The 22,133-nt window shown below is 48.4% G+C and carries 21 protein-coding genes; 10 read left to right on the top strand and 11 right to left on the bottom strand.

From position 1 onward, the window contains the following. Positions 1-91 precede the first annotated feature (91 nt). Positions 92-550 carry a putative quinol monooxygenase gene (locus FHW36_RS25535; protein ID WP_145673385.1) on the top strand — a complete coding sequence of 153 codons (459 nt, stop codon included), beginning with the start codon at positions 92-94 and terminating at the stop codon, positions 548-550. Here the strand turns inward: FHW36_RS25535 and FHW36_RS25540 are convergent. Beyond that, the gene (locus FHW36_RS25540) at positions 505-1,356 is read right to left on the bottom strand and encodes a helix-turn-helix domain-containing protein (RefSeq protein ID WP_145673387.1); all 852 of its coding nucleotides are present in this window, start codon (positions 1,354-1,356) and stop codon (positions 505-507) included. The two genes, FHW36_RS25535 and FHW36_RS25540, sit on opposite strands and share 46 nt — an antisense overlap. Positions 1,357-1,502: 146 nt before the next feature. On the opposite strand from FHW36_RS25540, the gene FHW36_RS25545 reads away from it, so the two are divergent. Continuing rightward, positions 1,503-2,777 carry a hypothetical protein gene (locus tag FHW36_RS25545; RefSeq protein ID WP_145673388.1) on the top strand — a complete coding sequence of 425 codons (1,275 nt, stop codon included), beginning with the start codon at positions 1,503-1,505 and terminating at the stop codon, positions 2,775-2,777. Positions 2,778-2,904: 127 nt separating this feature from the next. Further along, a complete protein-coding gene (locus FHW36_RS25550; protein ID WP_145673390.1) occupies positions 2,905-3,267 on the top strand; it encodes a VOC family protein in 363 nt (120 codons plus the stop codon). A gap of 60 nt (positions 3,268-3,327) precedes the next feature. Here the strand turns inward: FHW36_RS25550 and FHW36_RS25555 are convergent, their stop codons facing one another. The 5 genes from FHW36_RS25555 to FHW36_RS25575 form a co-directional block, all read right to left on the bottom strand. Further along, entirely contained in the window at positions 3,328-4,629 is a 1,302-nt protein-coding gene (locus FHW36_RS25555) for a glucosidase family protein (protein ID WP_145673392.1), read from the bottom strand. 110 nt (positions 4,630-4,739) lie between these two features. Then, complete coding sequence (locus tag FHW36_RS25560) at positions 4,740-5,912, bottom strand: ABC transporter permease (RefSeq protein WP_145673394.1); 1,173 nt, start codon at positions 5,910-5,912, stop codon at positions 4,740-4,742. Positions 5,913-5,918: 6 nt separating this feature from the next. Then, entirely contained in the window at positions 5,919-6,875 is a 957-nt protein-coding gene (locus FHW36_RS25565; protein WP_145673396.1) for an HlyD family secretion protein, read from the bottom strand. Between the two features lie 45 nt (positions 6,876-6,920). After that, on the bottom strand, positions 6,921-8,330 hold the full coding sequence (locus FHW36_RS25570; RefSeq protein WP_145673398.1) for a TolC family protein: 1,410 nt from the start codon (positions 8,328-8,330) through the stop codon (positions 6,921-6,923). A gap of 100 nt (positions 8,331-8,430) precedes the next feature. After that, complete coding sequence (locus FHW36_RS25575) at positions 8,431-8,787, bottom strand: DoxX family protein (RefSeq protein ID WP_145673400.1); 357 nt, start codon at positions 8,785-8,787, stop codon at positions 8,431-8,433. 155 nt (positions 8,788-8,942) lie between these two features. Between FHW36_RS25575 and FHW36_RS25580 the strand changes: the two genes are divergently transcribed. Continuing rightward, a complete protein-coding gene (locus tag FHW36_RS25580; RefSeq protein WP_145673402.1) occupies positions 8,943-9,293 on the top strand; it encodes a winged helix-turn-helix transcriptional regulator in 351 nt (116 codons plus the stop codon). An 81-nt stretch (positions 9,294-9,374) separates the two neighbouring features. On the opposite strand, the gene FHW36_RS25585 is transcribed toward FHW36_RS25580, so the two are convergent. Beyond that, the gene (locus tag FHW36_RS25585; protein WP_145673404.1) at positions 9,375-9,764 is read right to left on the bottom strand and encodes a hypothetical protein; all 390 of its coding nucleotides are present in this window, start codon (positions 9,762-9,764) and stop codon (positions 9,375-9,377) included. Positions 9,765-9,938: 174 nt separating this feature from the next. Between FHW36_RS25585 and FHW36_RS25590 the strand changes: the two genes are divergently transcribed. The 3 genes from FHW36_RS25590 to FHW36_RS25600 all read left to right on the top strand — a co-directional run bounded on the left by FHW36_RS25590 (position 9,939) and on the right by FHW36_RS25600 (position 13,326). Next, positions 9,939-11,894, top strand: coding sequence for a tetratricopeptide repeat-containing sensor histidine kinase (locus FHW36_RS25590; protein WP_145673405.1), 1,956 nt, complete (start codon positions 9,939-9,941; stop codon positions 11,892-11,894). Next, on the top strand, positions 11,887-12,513 hold the full coding sequence (locus FHW36_RS25595; RefSeq protein WP_246121229.1) for a response regulator: 627 nt from the start codon (positions 11,887-11,889) through the stop codon (positions 12,511-12,513). The genes FHW36_RS25590 and FHW36_RS25595 overlap by 8 nt, the downstream gene beginning before the upstream one ends. 96 nt (positions 12,514-12,609) lie before the next feature. Further along, the gene (locus FHW36_RS25600) at positions 12,610-13,326 is read left to right on the top strand and encodes a hypothetical protein (protein ID WP_145673409.1); all 717 of its coding nucleotides are present in this window, start codon (positions 12,610-12,612) and stop codon (positions 13,324-13,326) included. A 71-nt stretch (positions 13,327-13,397) separates the two neighbouring features. Here FHW36_RS25600 and FHW36_RS25605 read toward each other — a convergent pair whose 3' ends face one another. After that, complete coding sequence (locus FHW36_RS25605) at positions 13,398-15,779, bottom strand: ABC transporter permease (RefSeq protein ID WP_145673410.1); 2,382 nt, start codon at positions 15,777-15,779, stop codon at positions 13,398-13,400. A 297-nt stretch (positions 15,780-16,076) separates the two neighbouring features. Between FHW36_RS25605 and FHW36_RS25610 the strand changes: the two genes are divergently transcribed. Then, the gene (locus FHW36_RS25610; RefSeq protein WP_145673412.1) at positions 16,077-16,301 is read left to right on the top strand and encodes a DUF4974 domain-containing protein; all 225 of its coding nucleotides are present in this window, start codon (positions 16,077-16,079) and stop codon (positions 16,299-16,301) included. Between the two features lie 54 nt (positions 16,302-16,355). Here the strand turns inward: FHW36_RS25610 and FHW36_RS25615 are convergent, their stop codons facing one another. The 3 genes from FHW36_RS25615 to FHW36_RS25625 all read right to left on the bottom strand — a co-directional run bounded on the left by FHW36_RS25615 (position 16,356) and on the right by FHW36_RS25625 (position 20,393). Continuing rightward, positions 16,356-18,215, bottom strand: coding sequence for a tetratricopeptide repeat protein (locus tag FHW36_RS25615; RefSeq protein ID WP_145673415.1), 1,860 nt, complete (start codon positions 18,213-18,215; stop codon positions 16,356-16,358). A 119-nt stretch (positions 18,216-18,334) separates the two neighbouring features. Further along, a complete protein-coding gene (locus FHW36_RS25620) occupies positions 18,335-19,387 on the bottom strand; it encodes a linear amide C-N hydrolase (protein ID WP_145673416.1) in 1,053 nt (350 codons plus the stop codon). A 166-nt stretch (positions 19,388-19,553) separates the two neighbouring features. Continuing rightward, on the bottom strand, positions 19,554-20,393 hold the full coding sequence (locus tag FHW36_RS25625; RefSeq protein ID WP_145673418.1) for an alpha/beta fold hydrolase: 840 nt from the start codon (positions 20,391-20,393) through the stop codon (positions 19,554-19,556). Positions 20,394-20,599: 206 nt separating this feature from the next. On the opposite strand from FHW36_RS25625, the gene FHW36_RS25630 reads away from it, so the two are divergent. Further along, the gene (locus FHW36_RS25630; RefSeq protein ID WP_186452595.1) at positions 20,600-21,247 is read left to right on the top strand and encodes a Crp/Fnr family transcriptional regulator; all 648 of its coding nucleotides are present in this window, start codon (positions 20,600-20,602) and stop codon (positions 21,245-21,247) included. 44 nt (positions 21,248-21,291) lie between these two features. After that, complete coding sequence (locus tag FHW36_RS25635; protein WP_145673420.1) at positions 21,292-22,092, top strand: sulfite exporter TauE/SafE family protein; 801 nt, start codon at positions 21,292-21,294, stop codon at positions 22,090-22,092. Positions 22,093-22,133: the final 41 nt, after the last annotated feature.

Below are 22,133 nucleotides of genomic sequence, written 5' to 3' on the forward strand. Positions count from 1 at the left end.
CCACAACTTTTTATATTGGCAGAATTATACAATTTTAGGACCTGCTCAAGGTCTAGTTTTGCCCCATCATTTCAAATCAACAACATTATTTATGAACTGTACAAAAAAGAGGATTCTATGGCAGCTGGTCGTTATAGTACTGGCTATGCCGGCTTTGGGCAGCCCGTTGGTAAAGAAGGACAGCTGTATGTTGCCACAACCAGCAAAAAAAAATCAAACTATGAGCACTACCACGACAACAGAGAAATTCGTTATTGCAAAATTGTATATCCGGCCGGCATCAATGGATGAATTCCGGCAGATGCTGGAAGCACTGGCTGTGCAAACGAGGAAAGAGCCGGGCTGTATAGACTATACCTGGTATCCTGAGCCGGGAGAAGCAGGCGCCTTTACACTGATAGAACATTATCGCGATCAGGCCAGCCTCCGGTATCATTTCCAGCAGCCCTACCTGGCGGAATTTGTAAGGAAGATGGAGGGATGGAAGTCGAAAGACTGGAATGTTTATTTTTTATCCAGTGAGCCGGATGCATTGAAGGAGGATAAGTAAAAATGTGTGTCCGGGTTGGCTTGAGACAGGATAGCACGCGGCTTATTACCGAAATATTTCCTGCAGGCCCGGATGAAATGTGACTGGTCATAATACCCGAAATCAAATGCAACCGGGAGGTAATCCCGTACCTGATTGGATATAAGATATTTTAGCGCATTGTTCAGCCGTGCGGTTTGCTGGAACGATTTAGAAGTGATCCCCAAATTATTGATAAATAGTCGCTCGAACTGCCGGTAACTGCTTCCCAGGCTGGCGCTGAAAGATACCAGGTCCGGGATTTCCCGGTTGTAATACAGCTGTTGTACCGCAGCATCTATCAAGGTTTGTGGGCGATGATATTTGTGTAATAAGCCAACCAGGAAATCTGCGATGCATGCTAACTGCTGCGATAGGTTGATGCTGCCCAATAGGCTGTCGGCCAATTTTTTACCCTCGCCTCCATACAGCAACTGTATATCCGGGAAGCTTTCTATCACATCCGCTACTGGTACCGGGCAGAAATGCCTGATGGCGCCTGCTTTAAACCGCACTGCGATAAAGTAATGATCCTGGTTGATCATGGCCTTGTAATAATGGCGACGAATACAATAAAGGGCCTGTGGGGGTGGTGTATAAACAGTATGTTCATTTGCAGTGAGTATCATGGGCGCTTTGAGCTGGAAGATCATCTCTGCACCGGTGCCGGCAGCCAGGGTAGGGAACGAATAGATAGCAGCAGTACCTTCGCAGGTCCAGAAACGGTCGATATACGGACGGAGAACAGGTGGCGGCAGATGAGAGGTCTTTTTAAGCAGGGCATCCATGCCGTAAAGGTATAAAATATCTGATGGTGTTTAGCGATGCTTTGGGCCAATGGTCACAACGTAATTTTATTTCTCCGTAGTACTACCGAGTTGGGCTACACCACCGCGGGGTAATTTTGTGCCAGGATAAATCCCCCCGACATTATATGCAACAGATAAAGCATTTTTGGAAAGCCACTTTGCTGGCCATACTCCTGGCCTCCTGCCAGAAAAATAATGACGTAGTACCCGAGCCGACTCCTGATCCCGTTACAGATACCAGTGGTGGCCTAAAAGTGCCGGTAGGCGTGGTAGATGGTACCCCTGTCACTAAAACTATTGGTCCTGCAGGAGGTACTATTGCCACGACAGATACCCATATATCCATAGATATCCCGGCTGGCGCGGTCAACAGCGCCACCGTGTTTACGATACAGCCTATTACCAATACCAATATTGCCGGACTGGGTAAAGCTTTTCGTATTACACCCCACCAGGCGCTCAGCAAACCGGCCACCATCACCTTTCGTTATCGGGAGGAGGAGTTGCTCAGAACCTTTCCGGAAGCATTGGGCATTGCTTATCAGGATGATTACGGAAAATGGAAGGCGGTCGGCGGCGTAACGCTGAATAAGGAAATGAAATCTGTCAGCGTGAAAACTACGCATTTCAGCGACTGGAGCTTCTTTGAAGCTATATTTATAACGCCGGAAGAAGCGTTTGTAGATCCAGGCAGCACCACGAAATTGTCGGTGAAAAGTTATTTCAATGCCAGTATGGAGGACTTACTGGCGCCGCTAACGAAAGAAGGTGTAGAGACTTATATCAACAGTCCTACGAATGATCTGCCGTTGAAATACATCGACAAATGGGAGTTGTCAGGAGCCGGTAGGTTAACATCCGATGGCAGCCATGCCACCTATGAAGCGCCGGCAAACATCCCCGCTACTAATCCCGCCACGGTGAGTATACGGCTCAAATTAAAAGACGGTGCGCTGGGATTGATATGGGCCCGGATATATGTGATGCCGGAAGGAATTGCAGTAAAAATTGATGGAGGCGACTGGCAACTGATGGGAGCTGCTACCGGCACCAGCAACAACGGTGTAAACCGTGTGGGTGGCTTACCCTGGGAAGGTTCTTATCCTGAATGTAGCATTACCTGGTTGGGCACACCGGTGGGCAGTCGCGGCTGGTCTGTAGAAACTTATTACCAGATGCAGCTGCCAGGCAGCCAGGTTTTCCTGAGTTATTATGTAGTAGGACAAACATCGCTTCCCAGTCCCGGGTATTTGAATGTTTACAGCGTGGGTCCGGTGGGCGGGTATATTACCGGTAAGTTCCGTATGGACCGTGCCAGTTCACAGAAACCGGAAGGTGATCATATTGTATATAGAGAACACCAGATTGATGGTGTATTCAGGGTAAAGCGCCTGATTTAAGAGATATTTATTTTATGTTTATCCTGCTAATTTCACACGGCATTGCCGCCGAATCCATTTTATATTGTCGTTTTTCTACAAACGGGTAGAATGCACGATACTATATCTTTACAAAAAGACCCGCAATATGGCAGATACGCAATCTAAACGCAAATTGAAACACGAGCAGGTACAGTATATTGAGTTCTTGTCGAAAGACCTTTCTAAAGCGAAAAAATTTTATAGCAAAAGTTTTGGCTGGAAATTTACGGACTACGGACCTGAGTATACTGCATTTGAAGGCGATTATGTAGATGGTGGTTTTACCATCGGGAAACCGGTGGGGGGAACGGTTTTAATCATTCTTTATTCAGATAACCTGGAAGCTACGCAGGAGAAGGTGATAGCGGCGGGAGGCACTATTGTAAAAGATATTTTCAGTTTTCCCGGTGGCCGGCGGTTTCATTTCACGGACCCGGATGGCTATGAACTGGCCGTTTGGTCGTTATAATCATTGAAAAAACGCGAAGAAGTGGGTGATTGCCCACTTCTTCGCGTTTAATAACAAAAGTTATTTGTTTGCTGCTGCCCAGCTCTTCAGCATCTCTATCGCTTTGGACAATACGCCGGCGCTTCCTTTGAAATCGGCGCTGCCGGCTGGTTTCCCATCAATACCATACCACTCATAGAACTTCCCGTTTTTTATCACCCGGTTAATCATGGGCTGTACTTCGTTATAGGCTTCCCCAACAAAACCGTTGGCAACAAGTTGTTGTATCATGCGGCCACCAAACCAGCTCCAGTCGCCGCCATCCTGGTAGATATAAGGTTTGGAGGCATTGGAATTTTTGCAGATGCCTTCCGGGTAGGGCGGATAAAGCGTGAGGCCAATGGAGGGGGCCCCTGATAGTTTTACATTTTCCAGCATTTGCTGGTTGACATGTGCAATTTCTTTTTTAGAAAGCAACCCTGCTTCAATTGCTACCGCTGTGCCGCCGTAAAAGTGAATCTTGTTTTCATCAAAATTCGGCGGAAAGGGAGAGTCTTTAACATACAGATGCGGAATGAACTTTTGGTGTTGTTCATCCCACAGGTATTTGCGTATGTGGGTGGCCGTTAGTTTTTCCAATGTTGCCCAGCGTTGCTTATCGGCATCCGTGGTAGAGAAGCTGCCCAGGTTTTTGAGGGCGATCACAAACATGGCATTGTCGTATACATCTATTGCCCAGTGTGTGAGCTCGTCTACATCTACGGTGGCGCCGCCTTCTACCTGTACATCGCCCCAGTCTTGCGTAGTAGCGCCGGTCAGCAATTTATATTTATGGCTATAGCGGTTTTCCAGGAGATATTGCACCGATAGGGCCATTCGTTGTAAAACAGTTTTGCCGCCAATTACTTCCCGGAGGATGGCGCTGTCGCCGGTCAGCCGGATGTATTTGGCGAAGGCTTGTATCAGGGAGGTTTCCTGGTCTGTTTCCACGGTGTTTTTAAAGCCTACCTGTGGGGGTTCCATGTCCGACGTATAGATATTTGGATCATTCCAGGTCACATGCCCTTTGAGTACGTACCCGTCTACGATTTCGCCGTTGGGTTGCTGCAGGGCATAGAAGGTCAGCAGGTTTTTACGGATGGTATCTATGTTATATACCTTACAAGAGGTTTCGATAAAGGTGTTCATATCACGAATCCACACCTGGGGGTATCCATCGCCGGCATTGAAACCTTTGGCCAGCAGCCGTGCTGCCATGGCCTGAACGGTATCCAGCTGTTTGTCGGCGAGTATCTTGCGGGCCAGCTGCTGCCGGTCCTGGGCCTGCAAGGCAGTCATGCTCAGACAGGCTGCCAGGAGGAGAAAAAAGTACTTGTTACACATGTGTCAAATGTCTGTCAGCCTGCCGAAACAAACAAGAACCAGGTTGACTTTCTTCAACACTATTTTTGCAAATATCTCCCCGGGTATTTATCACTATTTTGTTACGCTGTTTATGACTGCGTGGTGGCCACCTTAAACAGGCCCCGTAGCTTTATTTTCAGGGCCAGCCAGCCCAGGAAGGCATAGGCCAGCAATAAAATACCGAGGTGCTGGATATATGGATAGGTGAGTGTTACCGAGCCTTTTTGTATCAGTAGTATTTTAAAAGCCTGCAGGAAAGGTGTTAGCGGGATGATGTTGGCCAGCGCCTGCACGAACACGGGCATGGCATTGAGTGGCCAGGTAAAGCCGCTGATAATGAACGCCGGGGAGGCGATCACCATCAGTACTTGGGTGGCTTTCAGTGCATCGGGAATCAGGATACTGACAAACACGCCCATGAAGGAAGCCGATCCAACGAAGAAAGCGGTGAGCCACATGAAATTGACAATGCCATGAGGCAGCGGTACATAAAAAAGAATATGCATCAGGTAATAGATGGATACAATCAGGATAGAAAATACCCATACAGGAATTACTTTTATCAGCATGATAGGGAAGGCCCAGCGGCGCAGGTGACGGTATTCATTTACAAATGACCCACGCTGAAACTCTGCCGCAAAGCTCACAGCCATGGCCAGCAGGATCACCTGTTGCAATACCACGGCCAGCATGGCAGGCCACATGAATATGAGGTAGTTGCTGGTGGTATTGAATAAGGTGATGTAGTTGGTTTTAAATGGTTCGTATTGGGTAATGGCCCTGGGGGCGGGCATGCCCATCTTCTGCAACCCTTTGATAGATACGCCGGCAGAGAAAGTGCCGATAGTCAATTGCAATGCTTTGGAGGCAAAGTTGGCGGTTAATACATTGCCGGTATTAACGTATACATTTACTTCCGGGTATTTCTTCTGGAGGAGGTCGGCCTCAAACCTGGAAGGGATCATCACCAGGGCGGCGGCGCCTCTTCTGATCACTTCATCATTGAGATTAGCAGGCTCCCGGAGATATTTAAACACTTTGATGCTTTTATTATCGCCCAGCATTTCGAGTAGTTGGTTCGACAATGGGGTATTGTCTTTGTCGACAACGATGACGGGGGTATTTTCCACCTTCCCGCTTTTGTATACAAATCCCAGCAGGGTGGCATACAGCACTGGCGCCAGGAAGAATACGGAGCGCAGGGTGGAGTTGCTGAGGAACAGCTTAAACTCACGTTTCAACAATCGGATAAATTCTTTCATGCCTGCTTATTTCAGAATAACATTTGCGTTTACCAGGATCTCTTTCGTCTTGCCTGTATCTTTCGGCAATACTTTAATCTCGTATACGGCATCCTGTATCTGGTAGTCGGGATAGGCCGTGGTGATGTCTGCATAGCGGGTGAGCTGTTTGATATAGGCAATGGTGCCGGCCAGTTCCTCTTTGTTATATACTACTTGCAGGTTTACGTCCTGGCCTTTTTTATACCTGCTGATCTTGCTCTCCGGTACGGTAAAGCGGAAGTAGGTGCTGCCCGGGATATAGCCGTTGAACAGGGCGAATCCGGCGGTAGCCAATTCCCCGGGGTTGAGGCTGATGGTTTCAATTTCCATGTCGTTGGTGGCAATAATATATCTTTCGGAGTAAGCCACGTTGGCTTCCTGTAGGGCGCCTTTGGCCTGGGAGGCCTGGCCGGCGGCCATTTTCACTTTTTCAATGCGGGTACCTTTTTTTACATCGTCGAGTTCTGCTACTACCGCATCGAATTGGGCTTTGGCGCCTTGCATCTTCGCGTATATTTCATCGTAGGCCTGGGGCGACATCAGGCTGTCGTTGTACATGTTGGTGGCCCGGTTGTACGATTTCTGCGCGAAATCATATTGTTCTTTCAGTCCTTTGTACTTGGCCTGGAGTTGCTTCATCTGGTCGGCGGTAGCACCGTTGCGGGCCATCTGTTCCTGTGCGGTGGCGGCGTTGACAGCGCCTTCGGCCTGGGCAATTTTTGCCGATACTTCTGGTACATCCAGCAGGGCAAGGGTATCGCCTTTTTTTACGGTTTGTCCTTCCGACGCATAAATTTTCAGTATTCTGCCAGTCACCTTTGGGGCAAAGGAGATCACATCTTTTTTGGCTTTCCCTTCAAAGTCGTCAGCACCGCGCTTTTTGGGGCCACAGGCAGAGAGTGGCAGTAAACTGATTAATAACAGGCCCGTATAGATTCTCATTGTATAACAATTAATATTAGTAAGTAATGACCGGTGAAATATAAGTTAGTATAATTTGCTGACGTCCAGCTCCTGGGTGGAGCGCATCAGTTCAATGGCCGCGCGGCGTTGATTGAAAATGGCATTCTGGTATTCCAGCTCCGCCATCTCCAGGTCATTTTCCGCATCTATCAGCTGGGTGGATTTACTCATACCATACCGGAATTCTTTTTCTGCCTGTACCAATGCGTCGGCGGCTACTTCTTTCTGTTTTTTCTTCAGCGCTATCTGTGCATTGGCAATGTTATATTCGGACTGGTTGTTGGCCTGGTTTAAGGTAAGCTTGCGCAGGGCATCGTACTTCTGGTGCTGCAGCAGCTCCCTGTCAATGCGGGCTACTTCGATGGCGTGTTTACCTTCCCTGCCATCAAAAATTTCCCATTTAAAGCCCACGCCGGCCATTACGATCGGGAAAATATTCAGGTTAGTGGGGCGCCAGTCGAGCTTGCGGCCGGGGTAGCCAATGGCGGGAATGGGCGGTATAATATTGTCGGACGACTTAACCCTGCTGCCATACAGGCCCAGGTAAAAGGTCGATGCCATGGCCTGGACTTTAGGGATCCACCAGGTTTGCTCGGCTTTGATTTTAAATGCCGATGCGTTGATGCCGTGGTCGAGGGCACGGATCTCGGCGCGTTCGTGAATCGTTTTTTGTGGGGCGGCCGGTACTACTGCTACCAGTGCGGGTTCTATGAGGCGTAACCTATCCTGGCTGATGCCGGTCAATACTTCCAGCTGCGTGAGCAACAGGGCTTTCTTCCCTTCATATGCTGCAACCTTGGCATCTAAGGTGGCTTGTGCCAGCTCTATTTTTTTATGATCATAAGGGGTGATCAATCCATAGCCCAGGGCTTTATCGGCCGTTTTGCGGTTGGCAGCCAGCCGCTTCCTGCCTTCATCGAGTACTTTGCCCGACTGGTGTACCAGTGCCAGCTGGTCGTAAGCCCGGGAAATAACAGCTACTACGTCGTCGGTTGTTTTCTCTACTAAAATATTTTCCGACAGCTTCTTTTCTTCCAAAGCCTTACCAAGCGCTTTTATCTTTCCGCCGGCATAGAGCAACATTTTGGCGTCGGCCTTTGCCAGGCCCGAAAAGCCGGATACGTTGATATTATTGTTGTACTTCCCTTCGGGGATGTTGAGAAAAGGTTGCAGGTTGAGCTCCGGGGAAATCACATGTGCGGTGGCATTGAGATAGCCTGCCATGCCACTCAGCTCCAGCGTTGGCAGGTACGCATCTTTCAGTTTATGCTGGTCAAGACCGGTTAATTTATTTTTGGTAAGTTGGGTTTTGAGATCCGCATCCCGAACCATCGCACTGTCGAGCAACTCCTTAAAGCCGGGTGCAGTCTGGGCTTTAGCGTAGTAACAACAGCTGATAAATGGCAGGAACAGGAATGGTAGCTTACTTTTCATCGATAGCATATATGGCGTTGCTTTTTCATTTTACCATAATAACACATAAAATAAACTAATGTTTGATTCCCTGCTAAATATCGATGAATTATATATCATTTCATTTGTTTATCTCTCGCCACATACTGATATAGGATACCAGTAACAGTGCCTCCATGGCCAATGGAAACAGCACTTTTCCCACACCATCTCCTGATACCCCATGAGAAATGGCAGCGCTGAGAAATAATACCGTAAAACCGGCATACCCCCATTCTTTCCAGCGGGTATAACGGGGCAGCGATAATAACAGGATGCCTGCTAACTTCCCGATGCCAATCATCACCGGAAGGTAGGCCGGGTATCCCAGGTGCAGCACGGTTTTCAGTACAGCGTCCATCCGCATCATATCGGTGATGGCGGTAACGAACATTAATAATAAAAAGAGAATAGTGGAAATGCGATACGTTAGTTTCATGATGTGCGTTGATGGTTTATATTTGGTGATTATTGTGGCCCACGCAGGGCTTTTGTTGGTGCGAAGCTATTAACTAGTTGTATATCAACAAATAAGGTACGCATAAGTATCTTACGCACCTGGAGGTATGTAATGATGAAAATCAAGCCATTAACATGAAAGTATTTTTAAAAAATGATAGTAGCGTCGACTTCTGCCCGGTAAGGGATGTATTTGACCGTATTGGTGATAAATGGACGGTATTAGTGATGATCACACTGGACCAGGGAGAAAGTCCCCTGCGTTATCATGAGTTGCAGGAAAGGATCGGAGATGTTTCACAGAAGATGCTGACGGCTACCTTGAAGCGTTTGCAGGAAGATGGGTTGATATCCCGCCAGCTGTATCCTGAAATTCCGCCGCGGGTGGAGTATGCGTTAACGGCCCGGGGAGAAAGCCTGTTGCCGCATTTGTACCGCCTGGCTGAATGGGCCAGTGAGCATATGCGGGATGTAAAGAAAGTATAATTTTTTTTGGGGAGAGAAGATACCGCACAACCCCAACCAGGCTCCCCGGTCATGGCCAGGGGAGCCGATGGGTGATGAGGGTTAAAAGGTATAAATAACGTTCGCAATAAATACAGTACCGGTAGTTACACTTTCTTTTTTCAACACACCGTCTACATAGATCTGCGCTTTCAGTACAGCATTAGCGTCTTTACCGTCACCGCCTACACCCAGGTACACGCTTACTACGTTGCCGGGATAGGTTACTTCCGGACTTTCCCAGGTGGTAACATTCAGGTTGGACGCGCTGGTCACTTCGCCACCGGATGCACCGAATTGTGTATTCGTAATTTTGGAGCCGGCAGTGGCTATCGCTTTAAATTTAACTTTGTGTCCTGATGGAGCTGGGTCGTCTTTCTTTCCTTTACAGGCGGTAAAAAACAGGGCCAATAACAATGTAGATAATAGCAGTAGTTTCTGTGATAGTTTCATAATTGAAAATTTAATGTTTATGCATCCTTGCAGTTCGGTTTTTCTGCGGATGTAAAGGTAGCGCCAGGGCGCACTACCAGTCAATCCTGATAACCTGTATTTCTTTTCTACTGGTTTTCCAGTATATTTTGATTTATTTCGTTTATATCGGTAATTGTTAATTACTTTGTTTACATGACCCGGGTTCTACTAGTTTTTTGTTTTTTTATATACCTGTCTGTAGCATCTGTAGCCCAACTGCCTTTACATCAGAAAGGATACGCCGACAGTGTAGCGTTGCTGTTGCAGCAAGCGACCAACGATAGCGTAAAGTCCAAACTCAATTCCTTATTGGTATTTTGCTGGATGAATACCGATAAGGCCAGGGCCGCTCAATACCTGATGGAAGCGCGGCGCCTGGCCAAAAATTATCCTTTGATGTGGGCGCAGACCTTTGCGCATGAAGGATACCTGTATTTCAATGAAGACGTGCCCCGGAGTGAAGCCTGCTATATGAAAGTAGATTCCCTGCTGCGCAACGATACTTCTAAAAATGCCTACCTGCTTCGCTCCAACGCCTGGCAGAATTATGCGGTACAGCAACAGGGAAAAGATGATGATGCTACTTTTATTGACCTGATACTGAATAGGGCCATTCCGCTGGCGGTGTTGTCGGGCGACAGCTCCCTGCTGGGTTCTGAGTATACCAATGTAGCCCTGGCATTTACCAATACCGAGCAATATGAAAAAGCAGCACAATATTTCAGTCATGCCATCGCTATCCTGAAGCCTGCGGCCAAAGAGCCCAGCAGGTTGCTGGTGGCCCTTTACCGGGCGGGAGAAAATTATATCAACCTGGGGAAGTATGCGGCAGCCAAGGATATACTGGATACCATGAAAGTATTGCTGGCGCCTTATCCTGAAACGGGTTTATATACCGGCTATTACATGGTGGAGGGCCTTTACAATCATAAGATGAAAGCATATGCTGCTGCACTGGCCAGCTTTGATAAAGGCATTGCAGCTTCCAGCGGGATAAATGCAGCCAGCAGGGTGGATGAACTGGAAATGATGAAGGCCGAATCCCTGCTGGAGATGAAAAACTATACCGCCGCCAGGGAGCTTCTGTTACGGTTGGTAGAAGATGAAAGCCTCACAAGCCTCGATTATAACCGCGTGAAGGTGTTGAAGGGACTGACTTCCGCGTACGTGGGGCTGGGGAATTTCCCCCAGGCCTACCATTACCTGGAATCGTATAGCCGCTTGAGTGATAGCCTGTATAAGACCCGGACACAACGGGATATCAATGCCCTGGAAATCAAATTCAGGAATGCAGAAAACCAAAAGGAAATCATCGCCCTGAAAGCAAAGAATGAAAAGGCTGCCTTATCTACGAAAAATGCCTGGCTGATTACCGGGTTAGTGGCATCCGCATTCCTGTTGTTGCTGGTGCTGGGGATATGGACACTGTCTTACTACAGGAGTCAGAAAAAACTGGCCGCCCGGAAAATGCAGGAGATCGTGCAACAGAAAGAGCTGGACGTCACCAAAGCCATGCTGGAAGGAGAAGAGGGCGAGCGCAGGCGACTGGCCCGCGATCTGCACGATGGGCTGGGAGGTATGCTGGCCGGGGTAAAAATGAACCTCTCCGGCACTGCCAGTGAGCTCCAAGATGAAAAGTTGTTCCAGATCATCGGGCAACTCGATAATTCGGTGAGCGAACTAAGAAGGATAGCGCGTAATATGATGCCGGAATCGCTATTGAACTTCGGGCTGGAAACCGCACTGAAAGATATGTGTGAGCTGAATATGGCGCCGGGCCTGTCGATCAATTTCCAGTCGCTCGGCGTGCAAGCTGACCTCCCGGAGAAAACACAGATCCTGATCTATCGCATTGCACAAGAACTATTAGCCAACGCTATCAAACATGCCGGGGCCGACAAGATCACGTTGCAATGCAGCCAGAACCAGCATGTCTTTTACCTCTCTGTCGAAGATAACGGTAAAGGCTTTAATCCCGCTACTACGAAGAAAGGAATGGGATTGGACAATATCCGTAACCGCATCGACTTCCTCAAGGGAAAAATTGAAATCGATTCAGTGGCAGGCGAGGGAACCACTATCAATATAGAACTTAATGTCAATGAATAACATCGTTATTGTAGATGATCATCCTATTGTAATAGGAGGACTGTTGGCTTTATTACAGGCTGACAAAGCCCTGCAGGTGATGGCTACTTTTACTGCCGGCCAGGCTTTTTTATCTTTTTTGGCCGGCGCCGATTTTATAGATATCGTCCTGCTGGATATTACACTCCCGGATATCAGTGGCGTAGAGGTGTGTAAACAAATCAAGAAAATATCTCCGGAAACAAAAGTACTCATTATCAGCAACCACAGTGAACGCAGTATTATCCTGCAAATGCTGCAACAGGGCGCCAGCGGATACCTGCTGAAGAATGCTTCCTCTGAAGAACTGGTACGTTGCGTGCATGATGTGCTGGAGGGAAAAGTAGCCTTCAGTGCAGAAGTGATGACGATTATGACCCGCCCCCTGCAAAATGAACGGAAAGCCACGCCACACCTCACCAAACGGGAAAGGCAGGTACTGAGTATGATCGCTGCCGGCAGAACCTCCGCCAGTATTGCGGAAGAGCTATGTGTTAGCCAGTTTACCGTGGAAACGCACCGGCGCAACCTGATGCAGAAATTTGAAGCGGGCAACACCGCGGCACTTATCCGGATGGCTGCAGAGCAACAACTGTTATAATACCTGCTTTTTCCGTTTCGCGTAAATCTATTTCCCATTCGCGTAAACGAAACCATCAGGAGCTACCTAGTTTTGAGGTGATAAAACTGTAGCATAATGAAACAATTATTATTATCTGTTATCCTGTTCTTTTGTGTGCTGTCGGTACGGGCACATGCCATCTGGATAGAAACCTCCACCACGGGTAAAACCGGGCAATCACAGGAAGTAAACGTGTTCTTTGGCGAGTACGCCGACAATGAAAGAGATTCCGTGCAGCACTGGTTTAGCAACATGAAGGAATTTACCCTGTACCTCGTAACACCAGACGGCAAAAAAGAAAAGTTACCCTGCGTGCCCGAAGGCAATCACTTTAAGGCAGTGTTTACACCTGCAGCAGCAGGCGCCCACACCTTGTTGATAGATCATACCGTAGCAGACCTGTACAGCGGCAGTAAAATACACTATTACGCATTGGGCCTGGTAAAAGTAAATGGCTCCCTGCAAGGCGTTGATCACCTGAAAACGGCTACAGATCTTGGTCTTGTAGCAAATCACGCTCAAAAGCATAAAACCAATCAGCCGGAAAATATACAGTTGCACTATAAACAGCAGCCGTTGCCAACAGGGTTACAATTAGCAATACAATCACCTGCTGGCTGGACAAAAAAATATGAAGCCGGCAAACAGGGAACAGTGGCCTTTACACCGGTTTGGGCGGGACGCTACCTATTGGAGGGCACGTATACGGAAAATGAAAAGGGCGAGCAGGCAGGCAAACCCTATGAGCGTATATGGCATTGCGTTACCTATTGCATGGACGTGGAAAAGTAGCGTGGTAACACCCTTTCTCACAAAAGTAAAGTGGCTGACGGAGAGGTCAGCCACTTGTACCTGGTATTTAGTTATTCTGTTCTCAGGCTTTTTACAGGATTAGCGATGGCCGCCCTGATCGACTGGTAGCTGACCGTGAGTAACGTGATAAACACGGACAAGATGCCGGCTGCCGCAAATACCCACCAGGCTATGCTTACGCGGTAGGCATAACTCTCCAGCCATTGATGCATTCCCCACCAGGCCAAAGGCGCTGCTATAAAGAAAGAAATGATGACCAGTTTTACGAAATCTTTCGATAACAAGGCCGTGATATTGGCTACCGAAGCTCCCATGATTTTCCGCACCCCAATTTCTTTCACCCTGGTTTCCGCCATATAGGTAGTGAGGCCAAATAAACCCAGGCACGAAATAAATACGGTCAGGCCCGCAAACAAACCGGCAAGTGTACCTTGTTGCTGTTCACTCTCAAACTTCCTGGCATATTCAGCATCCACAAATTTCGGCTCAAAAACAAAATCCGGGTTATATTTTTTGAAAATACCGGCTGCTTTTTCGAGGTTGGCAGTGGTGCTATGCTGGGCATTCAGTTTTATCTGCATGATATTAAACGACAGGAAGTTACTTTTGCCGCCACAGATTAATATGGGCCGGGTAGGTTCATAGGGACTGGTAAAAATAAAATCCCTGATCACGCCTACAATATGATAGTCTGTACCCAGATCAGCTACTATTTTGCCGATAGGGTCTTTGAACTTCATTGCCTTCAGCGACGACTCATTGATGATTAATCCCGTGGAGTCGGTGGGAAACCTTTTGAGGTCGAAGTCGCGCCCTTGTATGAACTGCAACCCGGCGGTGGCACCAAGACCTTCGTCGGCCATGAACCGGTCGAAGGCAGTGCGATCGTTGGGATCTTTTCCTTCCCAGTTCTGACCCCAGCCATTGCTCCATCTTTCTGTGAGCGGAGAGCTGGTTTTAGTGACCGAGGTGGCAATGCCAGCACTCAGCAGCTCTTCCTTGATAGACGCATAATTTTTTGCAAGGTCGCCATTCAGGGTATGATATACCAGGCGATCACGGTTATAACCGGTTTCCCGCTCGCGGGCATAGTCAATTTGTTGCTTTACTACAATGGTGCAGATGATCAGCACGATAGCAAAAGAAAATTGCAGTACCACCAATACTTTCCGGGGCGTTACCAGCGCATGTGTTCTTTTAAACGTGCCCTTTAACACTTTTACCGGTTGGAAAGAGGAAAGGAAGAAAGCGGGGTAACTTCCTGCCAGTAAGCCGGTGAACAAGGTAAAACCGAAAAAGGCGATCCACGTATAGGCGTTGCCGGCATCTATGAATAATTTCTTTGCAGTGAATTGGTTATAGGCTGGCAAACTTAACTGCACAATGAACAGTGCTACTATTCCCGCAAGGAATGCGAGGAATACAGATTCACCGATAAACTGGCCAATGAGCGACATCTTCTGGGCGCCTACTACTTTCCGGATACCCACCTCCCGGGCACGTTTTTCACTGCGGGCGGTGCTCAGGTTCATGAAATTGATACAGGCAATCAGCAAGATAAACCCAGCGATAATGCTGAAGAGCTTTACAAAGGTACTGCGACCGCCACTGTCTTCCTGGCCGTTGGTGAAGCTGGAATATAAACGCCAGCGATCCAGCGGGTACATAAAGAGTTCCCAGTGGAGTGTTTTGGATTCGTCGTGGTAATGTTGCTTCAGGTCTTTTATTTTATTGGCTACTGCAGCGAAGTTTGTATGGGGTTTGAGGAGTACATAGGTAGGGGTACTATTGTCGCCCCAGCCAAAGTCCTGCCGGTCACTGTTGGCTTTCAGATATTCCCAGGGGAGCAGGCATTCGAAATCGAATCTTGAATTACTGGGTAAGTCTTTCAGGATGCCCGTTACCGTAAAGTTGTCCTTATTACCGATTTTCACCACTTTGCCCATGGCGGGTTCGTTACCAAATAAGCTTTTAGCGGCTGTTGCAGTGAGCACCACTGAATGCGGATCGGTAAGGGCGGTAACAGGATTCCCTTCCAGCATGGGGAAGCTGAATATTTGCAGGAAGCCCGAATCCACTACGTTGCCCGTCTTCATCATTTTCTTATCGCCGATAGTAAAGAGGTAGTCGTTATCATAATTGGCTCTGGCTACCCGTTCTACTTCAGGCAGGTCTTTTTCCAGGATAGGCCCCAGCAAGGTTGAAGTGCTGTTCCAGCATTGTACTTTACCATCGAGGGGTACCCGGTTCCACACTTCGTATATCCGGTCTTTTTGGGTGTGAAACTGGTCGTAGCTAAGCTCGTGTTGTATCCAGAGCAGGATGAGTATCGCGGCTGCCATGCCGATAGCTAGCCCTGTGATATTGATGAAGGAGAAGCCCTTGTTGCGGAGCAGGCTGCGATAAGCCACCTTGAAGAAATTCCTGATCATAGAATGCGTTGAATGGTAACGGGTAATTATCGCGGAAGGGGTGCGCCAAGATAGTGCCAGATAAAAACAGTGGGGATGGGCGGGGGAATAATGGGATAAGGGACCGGTATTTGTCCGTTTTCGATACAAAAACTGTCCGCTTTTGTACAGTTGCTTTTAACAGCATACAATGAACAAAGCTGCCTCAAAATTGCTTTCGGGACAGCTTTGTTTTGTTAAGTAAACGGCCGGACTAATATCCCCTCCGGTAAAGGGTTCCAGGTAGGCGAATTCAATCCCCGGAACACCCTTTCCTGGATGGAAGGGAAATATTATTTCAAAAACAGTTCCCTGAAAGAAATTGCGGCCGTAATCAAACGCCTCTTTGATACCAACGTGGTGTTTAATACGCCCGGCACGGAAAATGTTATCATTACCGGTGTACTGGTGAAGAAGGACGGGCTGATGGAATTTATGGATAACCTCTCTAAAACAACAGATGTCAGGTACCAGCTGACAGATGGGGTATTACATATTCTTTGATGAATAGTCATTATGACTTTTATTTAGAAAACAGGAAGTATAACTTCCTGTTTTCTAAAAATCGCATGTTTTAATCAACCCATTCGCCAGCGTAATCTTTTTCGTTTCTCCATCTTCTTTTATCTCTACAAATTTCTCTAATCGCTGGGAGCGGGCTACGAGGTAGTCCTGGTCGTAGTAGTAATTGGTGATTTCCCGCACAGGGCCGTTCTGCCAGGAATCGGAACCGGTGTATATCCTGGCTGTTTTCCGCTGGTTAAAGCTGTGAATCAGCTGTATAAAATATTTACCGGGTTTCAGGCCTTCAAAGGCAAAGCGGCCATCGCTGCCGCTGATAGCGGTAATGGCGTATTGGTTGGCTTCTTTCGACATGAATACACTGGTATTTTTACCTTCTTTCTTTTCCCGTAATTCATACCATTCTTCCAGGTAGGGTGTTACGGGAAGCAATACTACTTTTACCCCGGCCGCGCTGAATATCAGCCCGTCTTTTTTCGTACAGGCGCGTCCTACGATCTTTGATAAACCCCTTCCCAGCGCCGCTTCGGCCAGTTTGGGGTCGAAGGTGCCTTTGGGATATATTTCCTTTCGTGTATTGGCTGCGGTAGCAGATAACTTACCTCCAAGGTCGGCGTATTTTTTCCGATCTGCATTGGCCAGCTTGTTATTGCCGGTTGCTTCATAGGCATCGGCACGGTTCAGGTAGGCCAGCATGTTTTTTGGATCGGCTTCAATAGCTTTGGTATAGTCGTCGATGGCCTCCGCATACTGTTGTTTATCGTGATGTACCACGCCCCGGTTCAAATAACCGTTGGAAGAGTGAGGGTCGATGGCTATTACTTTATTAAAATCTGCCAGGGCAGGCTCGTATTGTTGTTTATTCAGGTAGATATTTCCCCGTTCCAGGTAGGCATCGGCATATTGTGGGTCCAGTGCGATAGCCCGGTTATATTCGTTGAAGGCAGAATCCACCTGCTCCCAGCGCTGGTAGATATTTCCCCGGCTCACCCGGTACGATGCTTTGTTGGGATCGAGCTTAATGGCCTGGGTATAATCGCTGAAAGCGAGACTGGCTTTGTCCTGCATCAGGTATACATTTCCGCGGTTGCCATACACTGAGGCGTCGTTGGGTGTTATCGTAAGTACCTTAGCATAATCTGCCAGCGCCTGGTCGTAGTTGCCTTTTTTCTTATACATCACCCCGCGGTTAAACAGGGCATCTACGTCTTTCGGATCCAGTTCCACCGCCTTGGAGAAGTCGGTGATAGCGGCGTCGTATTGTTGTTGCTCGTAGTAAATATTACCGCGCAAAAAATAAGGGCTAGCGTAAGCCGGGTTGATGCCAATCGCCTTGCTATATTCGGTGAGTGCGGCATCTGCCTGTTTGCGATTTTCGTAGATACGGCCTCGTTTTATATAGCACAGCGCGAAGCGGGGATTGAGTTCCAGGGCTTTCGTATAGTCGACCAGGGCAGCTTCCTCTTTCTTTTGCGCTTCATATACGGAGCCACGGGCATAATATTCCAGGGCTGATGCCGGAGCGGCCAGTAACTTTAGCGCTTTGTCATACGCTTTGCCGGCTGCTGCATCCTGGTGCTGATTCTTCAGGTTAGCGCCTTCAAAGGCATAGTATACGCCATTATTGGGACTCATTTTGATAGCCTTTTCCAGGTAGGTTTGCGCACCAGCCAGGTCATTTTCGGCGGCCAGGGCCCGGCCGTGGATGGCATATGCCAGGCTGCCGTAAGGATTTGCACTCATGGCCGCTGTAGCCAGCGTTTTCGCCTGTTTAAAATTTCCTTCGGTCAGCTGGGTTAACGCCTTATCTGCGGCATCGTTACTTTGACCAAATACTGTTGACATACCGCTGCTGAGCGCCAGGGCTATGACAAACCGGTTAACCATTGGTTTCATGCAGAAATTGAGTTTTTATGACAATAAAGCTGGTATTGGGCGCCAAAGATAGGGATAAATCTGAATGGTAAAAAAAGGCCTCCGCCGGATAGGTGGAGGCCTGATAACGGGACTTAGCGCTAGTTATTTAATCCAAGGAATTTAAAGGGTTTACTGGCCGTAAATGAGGCGATAGCGTTACCGGCATATACTTCATTTTTGGTAAGTGGTAATTTTTTTACTGGCGCATTGGGGGAAAAATCCACATCTTTGAAATTCACCCAGAAGGTGTTGGGAGTAAGCGCGGATTCAAAATAATAGACCAGGTTTTTCTGATCTGCTACGGTTCTCCAGCGGGTAGAAGAAATATTGGGCTGGTTGGGCGTAGTGATACCGAAAGGCACTGAACAGTTGCGGATAACGCTGAATACACTGGCTACTGCCAGGTGCGCGTCGTCAGTTTGGGGTATAGCGTTGATATAAAACCAGGCCCTTACAAACCGGTCCGCCGCGCGGTTTGTGCCTGGCAGCATAACAGTGCCGCCTATCTGTTTCCAGTATTCATTCAGCGCCAGCTGCTGATCAAAGACAGGGGAGTTGGTCATTACAACGTAAGCAGGGTCTTCGTGGATTACGAGCTTCCCATGGATGTATTCAAAAATGGCATTATCTCCCGTAGGATCAGAAATAGACAAATGCAGCGTAGCCAGTCGCGGCTGCCCGGGCACATTGTCGGTAACCACATCGAACTTGTCGGCTTTCAGGGCAGCCACCACCTCTTTTACCGTGGTGAAGTTATCCAATACGTATTGCATCCAGATGGCTACCGACATTGCCGGGCGCTTGTGGTCCCATTGGGGATACTCCGATTCCGCCAGCCAGAGGATATTGGCTACCAGGCCCTTTTCATTCATGCCGTCGGTGGTGGAAATATCATAACCGGAAACAATTACGCTGCCATACTTCGAGGTCCACTTCACGGAAGCCGGGCCCACTTCGCCGTTACGCTCCATGCCCCTGGGGAAGATCCACATATTGCTCAGGATATCGTCTGACCAGTCCATCGACCGGGCCGTCATCACGATACCATCCTGGCCCTTATATACCACGCGGGTACAAGCCATGGCCATTCTTACAGTCAAGGGTGTTAACAGCAAAAAAAAGAGTAGAGAAAGTTGCTTGTAACGTTTCATAAGACCTGTTTGAGGGTTAAATATTCTTTCAAACAAGTTGCCTGCACAAAAGTTCAATGACTTAATATAACTGCCTTGTGTGCATCACCATACGGGCAAACCGGAACAATAAACGCAGCATAAAGCGTAACCAGGTGGTACGATATATAGATGTTGACATGATTATTTATGGTTGTCGCAGGAAGGTCAGGATGATATCCGCCACGGCATCAGGCAGGTGGCTTTGTTTGTCTGGTGCGCACGCTTCGCCGATATAGTCGCCATGTCCTCCGGGGAATATCGCCAGCCGGGCATGCGGCAAGGTATGGTATAGCTGCACCGCATGCTCGGGACGTGTTACATCGGCATCGCTGTTGATCACCAGCGCGGGCGCCTGGATCTTTTTAATATCAGCGTCGCTGATATCTTTAAATGTTTTCATGCGGGCTACATCCCGATCAAACATGGTTTGTAGTCCTTTGGTATCGGGGTTGGCCGCCAGGTAGGCTTCTTTCAGGGGCGCTGGCATATGGTCGAGAGAAGCATGGTCAAACCCATCGAAGAAGCCGGCTATCATACCATCGCGCCGGTAGGCAGTGGAGGCCAGCACCAGCTTATGCACCAGCTGCGGGTGACGGATGCCGATCTGCAGCGAAGTGGTGGCGCCATTGCTAAAGCCCATGATATCGGCCTGGGTGATCTGCAACTGTTGTAACAGGGCGGCTACATCATCGGCGTCCTGCTCGAAGCTCAAAGGTTGGTTTCTATCTGGTGTATGGCCATGTGCCTGGAGTTCCACCGCAATGACCCGGTGACTTTTAGCCAGCAGCGGCAGGATCCGGCCATAGGTGCTCTGAATGGTGGAACCACCGCCATGTATTAACACCAGCGGGTAGCCGTCGCCATGTAGTTCGTAATACATTTTTAAGCCGTTGACTGTAGCATATTGACCGGTAGCATGTTGCGCATTCATACGGGTAGAGATCGATGTTAACAGGATTAATATGAATAAAGAACGGTAAATCATACAGCGTTGTTTTCGAATGTAAACTTACGCCAAAAAGCAGCCCGGGGGCGGGGCAAAAACGCCAATTTGAGGGGAGATTACGTCAATGTTTTTCGTGCGTCATAGAGTACTCAATTCTCCCGGAAATGAAAAGCGGTATACCGGTGAAGCCTAAACGAATCTGATCTGCCACCCGGCAGCCGTTTATTTTGTAACTTACGGGCCATATGAATCAGAAAGCAGACATTCTTAATTATCTTACCCGGCACTTTCCTACGCTGGACAGTCATTTGCAGGAGCACTTGTCAGCCGTAGGCCTGTTGAAAGAAGTAGCCGCCGGTACGGTGCTCATGAAACAGGGGCAGTACATCAAATACACTATGCTGGTGCTGGAAGGCCGTATCAAGTTATACCGGGAGGGAGAGGATGCGGGCGAATTTTTTATGTATTACCTGGAGCCGGGAGATGCCTGCGCTATTTCCATGGTTTGTATTGCCTCCGGTAAATCCAGCGAGGTAATGGCCAAAGCAATAGAAGATGCAGTTGTGCTGATGATACCGGTACAACATATGGAAGCCTTGATGAAAGATTATAAAAGCTGGTACCAGTTTGTGATAGAATCTTACCGCCGGCGCTTTGAAGAGTTGCTGATGGTATTGGACAGCACTGTTTTTAAAAGCATGGATGAGCGGCTGCTCAACTATATCCGCGAGCAATCCAGGCAGCTGCAAACCCGCGAGCTGAAGTTAACCCACCAGGAAATTGCCACCGACCTCAATTCTTCCCGGGAAGTGATTTCCCGCCTGCTGAAGAAGATGGAGCAGAAAGGTATGGTGAAACTATACCGGAATTATATTGCCGTGTTGACTGTGTAACCAAAGTTACCAACTTTGGCAGATACCTACCATAATATTGCGGTATGGAAATGATAGGTTATATAGCGGCGGCCTTCATTGGTATTTCGCTCGGTTTAATAGGGGGAGGGGGATCTATTCTTACATTACCGGTGCTGGTATATCTCTTTGGTATCCCACCGGGTCTGGCCACCAGCTATTCACTTTTTATTGTAGGCGCCACCAGCCTGATTGGCGCAGCAGGCAGTTTCAAACGTAAACAGGTAGATGTACGGGTGGCCCTGTTATTGGGAATTCCGGCCATTGCCACCGTTTTCATTACCCGTCGCCTGCTCATTCCCGCACTCCCTTTAAATTTATTTTATATTAATGATGTTCCTGTTACGAGAGAACTGGCTACCATGCTGCTTTTTGCTATACTCATGCTGGCAGCTTCCCTGTTCATGATCCGTGGGCGTCAGCCCAAGGCTGAAATACCCGCTGTGCCAATGAATAGCAGTCAGCAGGCCACATTAGCCGGGTATGGTGCTGGTATCGGCCTGGTAACGGGACTACTGGGCGCCGGTGGCGGATTCCTCATCATCCCCGCGCTGATATGGCTCGCCGGCCTGCCTATGAAAAAGGCCGTAGGCACCTCTTTACTGATTATGACCCTAAGCACCGGTATCGGTTTTATGGGCGATACCGCATTACCAGACATTCATTGGCCTTTGCTGCTGGGCATCACCGCTATAGCGGTGGCAGGTATCATAATAGGTGGGAAGCTGGCCACCCGGATAGGGAGTCATCAACTGAAAACGGCCTTTGGATGGTTTGTTCTGGCCATGGGTGTTTATGTGATCTTGTTGGAAACAGTGCTGAAATAAAGACACTCCGTAACCAAAGTCACCAACCAACTAAAGGGAAC

The organism is Chitinophaga polysaccharea (assembly GCF_007829335.1).
Lineage (GTDB): Bacteria > Bacteroidota > Bacteroidia > Chitinophagales > Chitinophagaceae > Chitinophaga > Chitinophaga polysaccharea_B.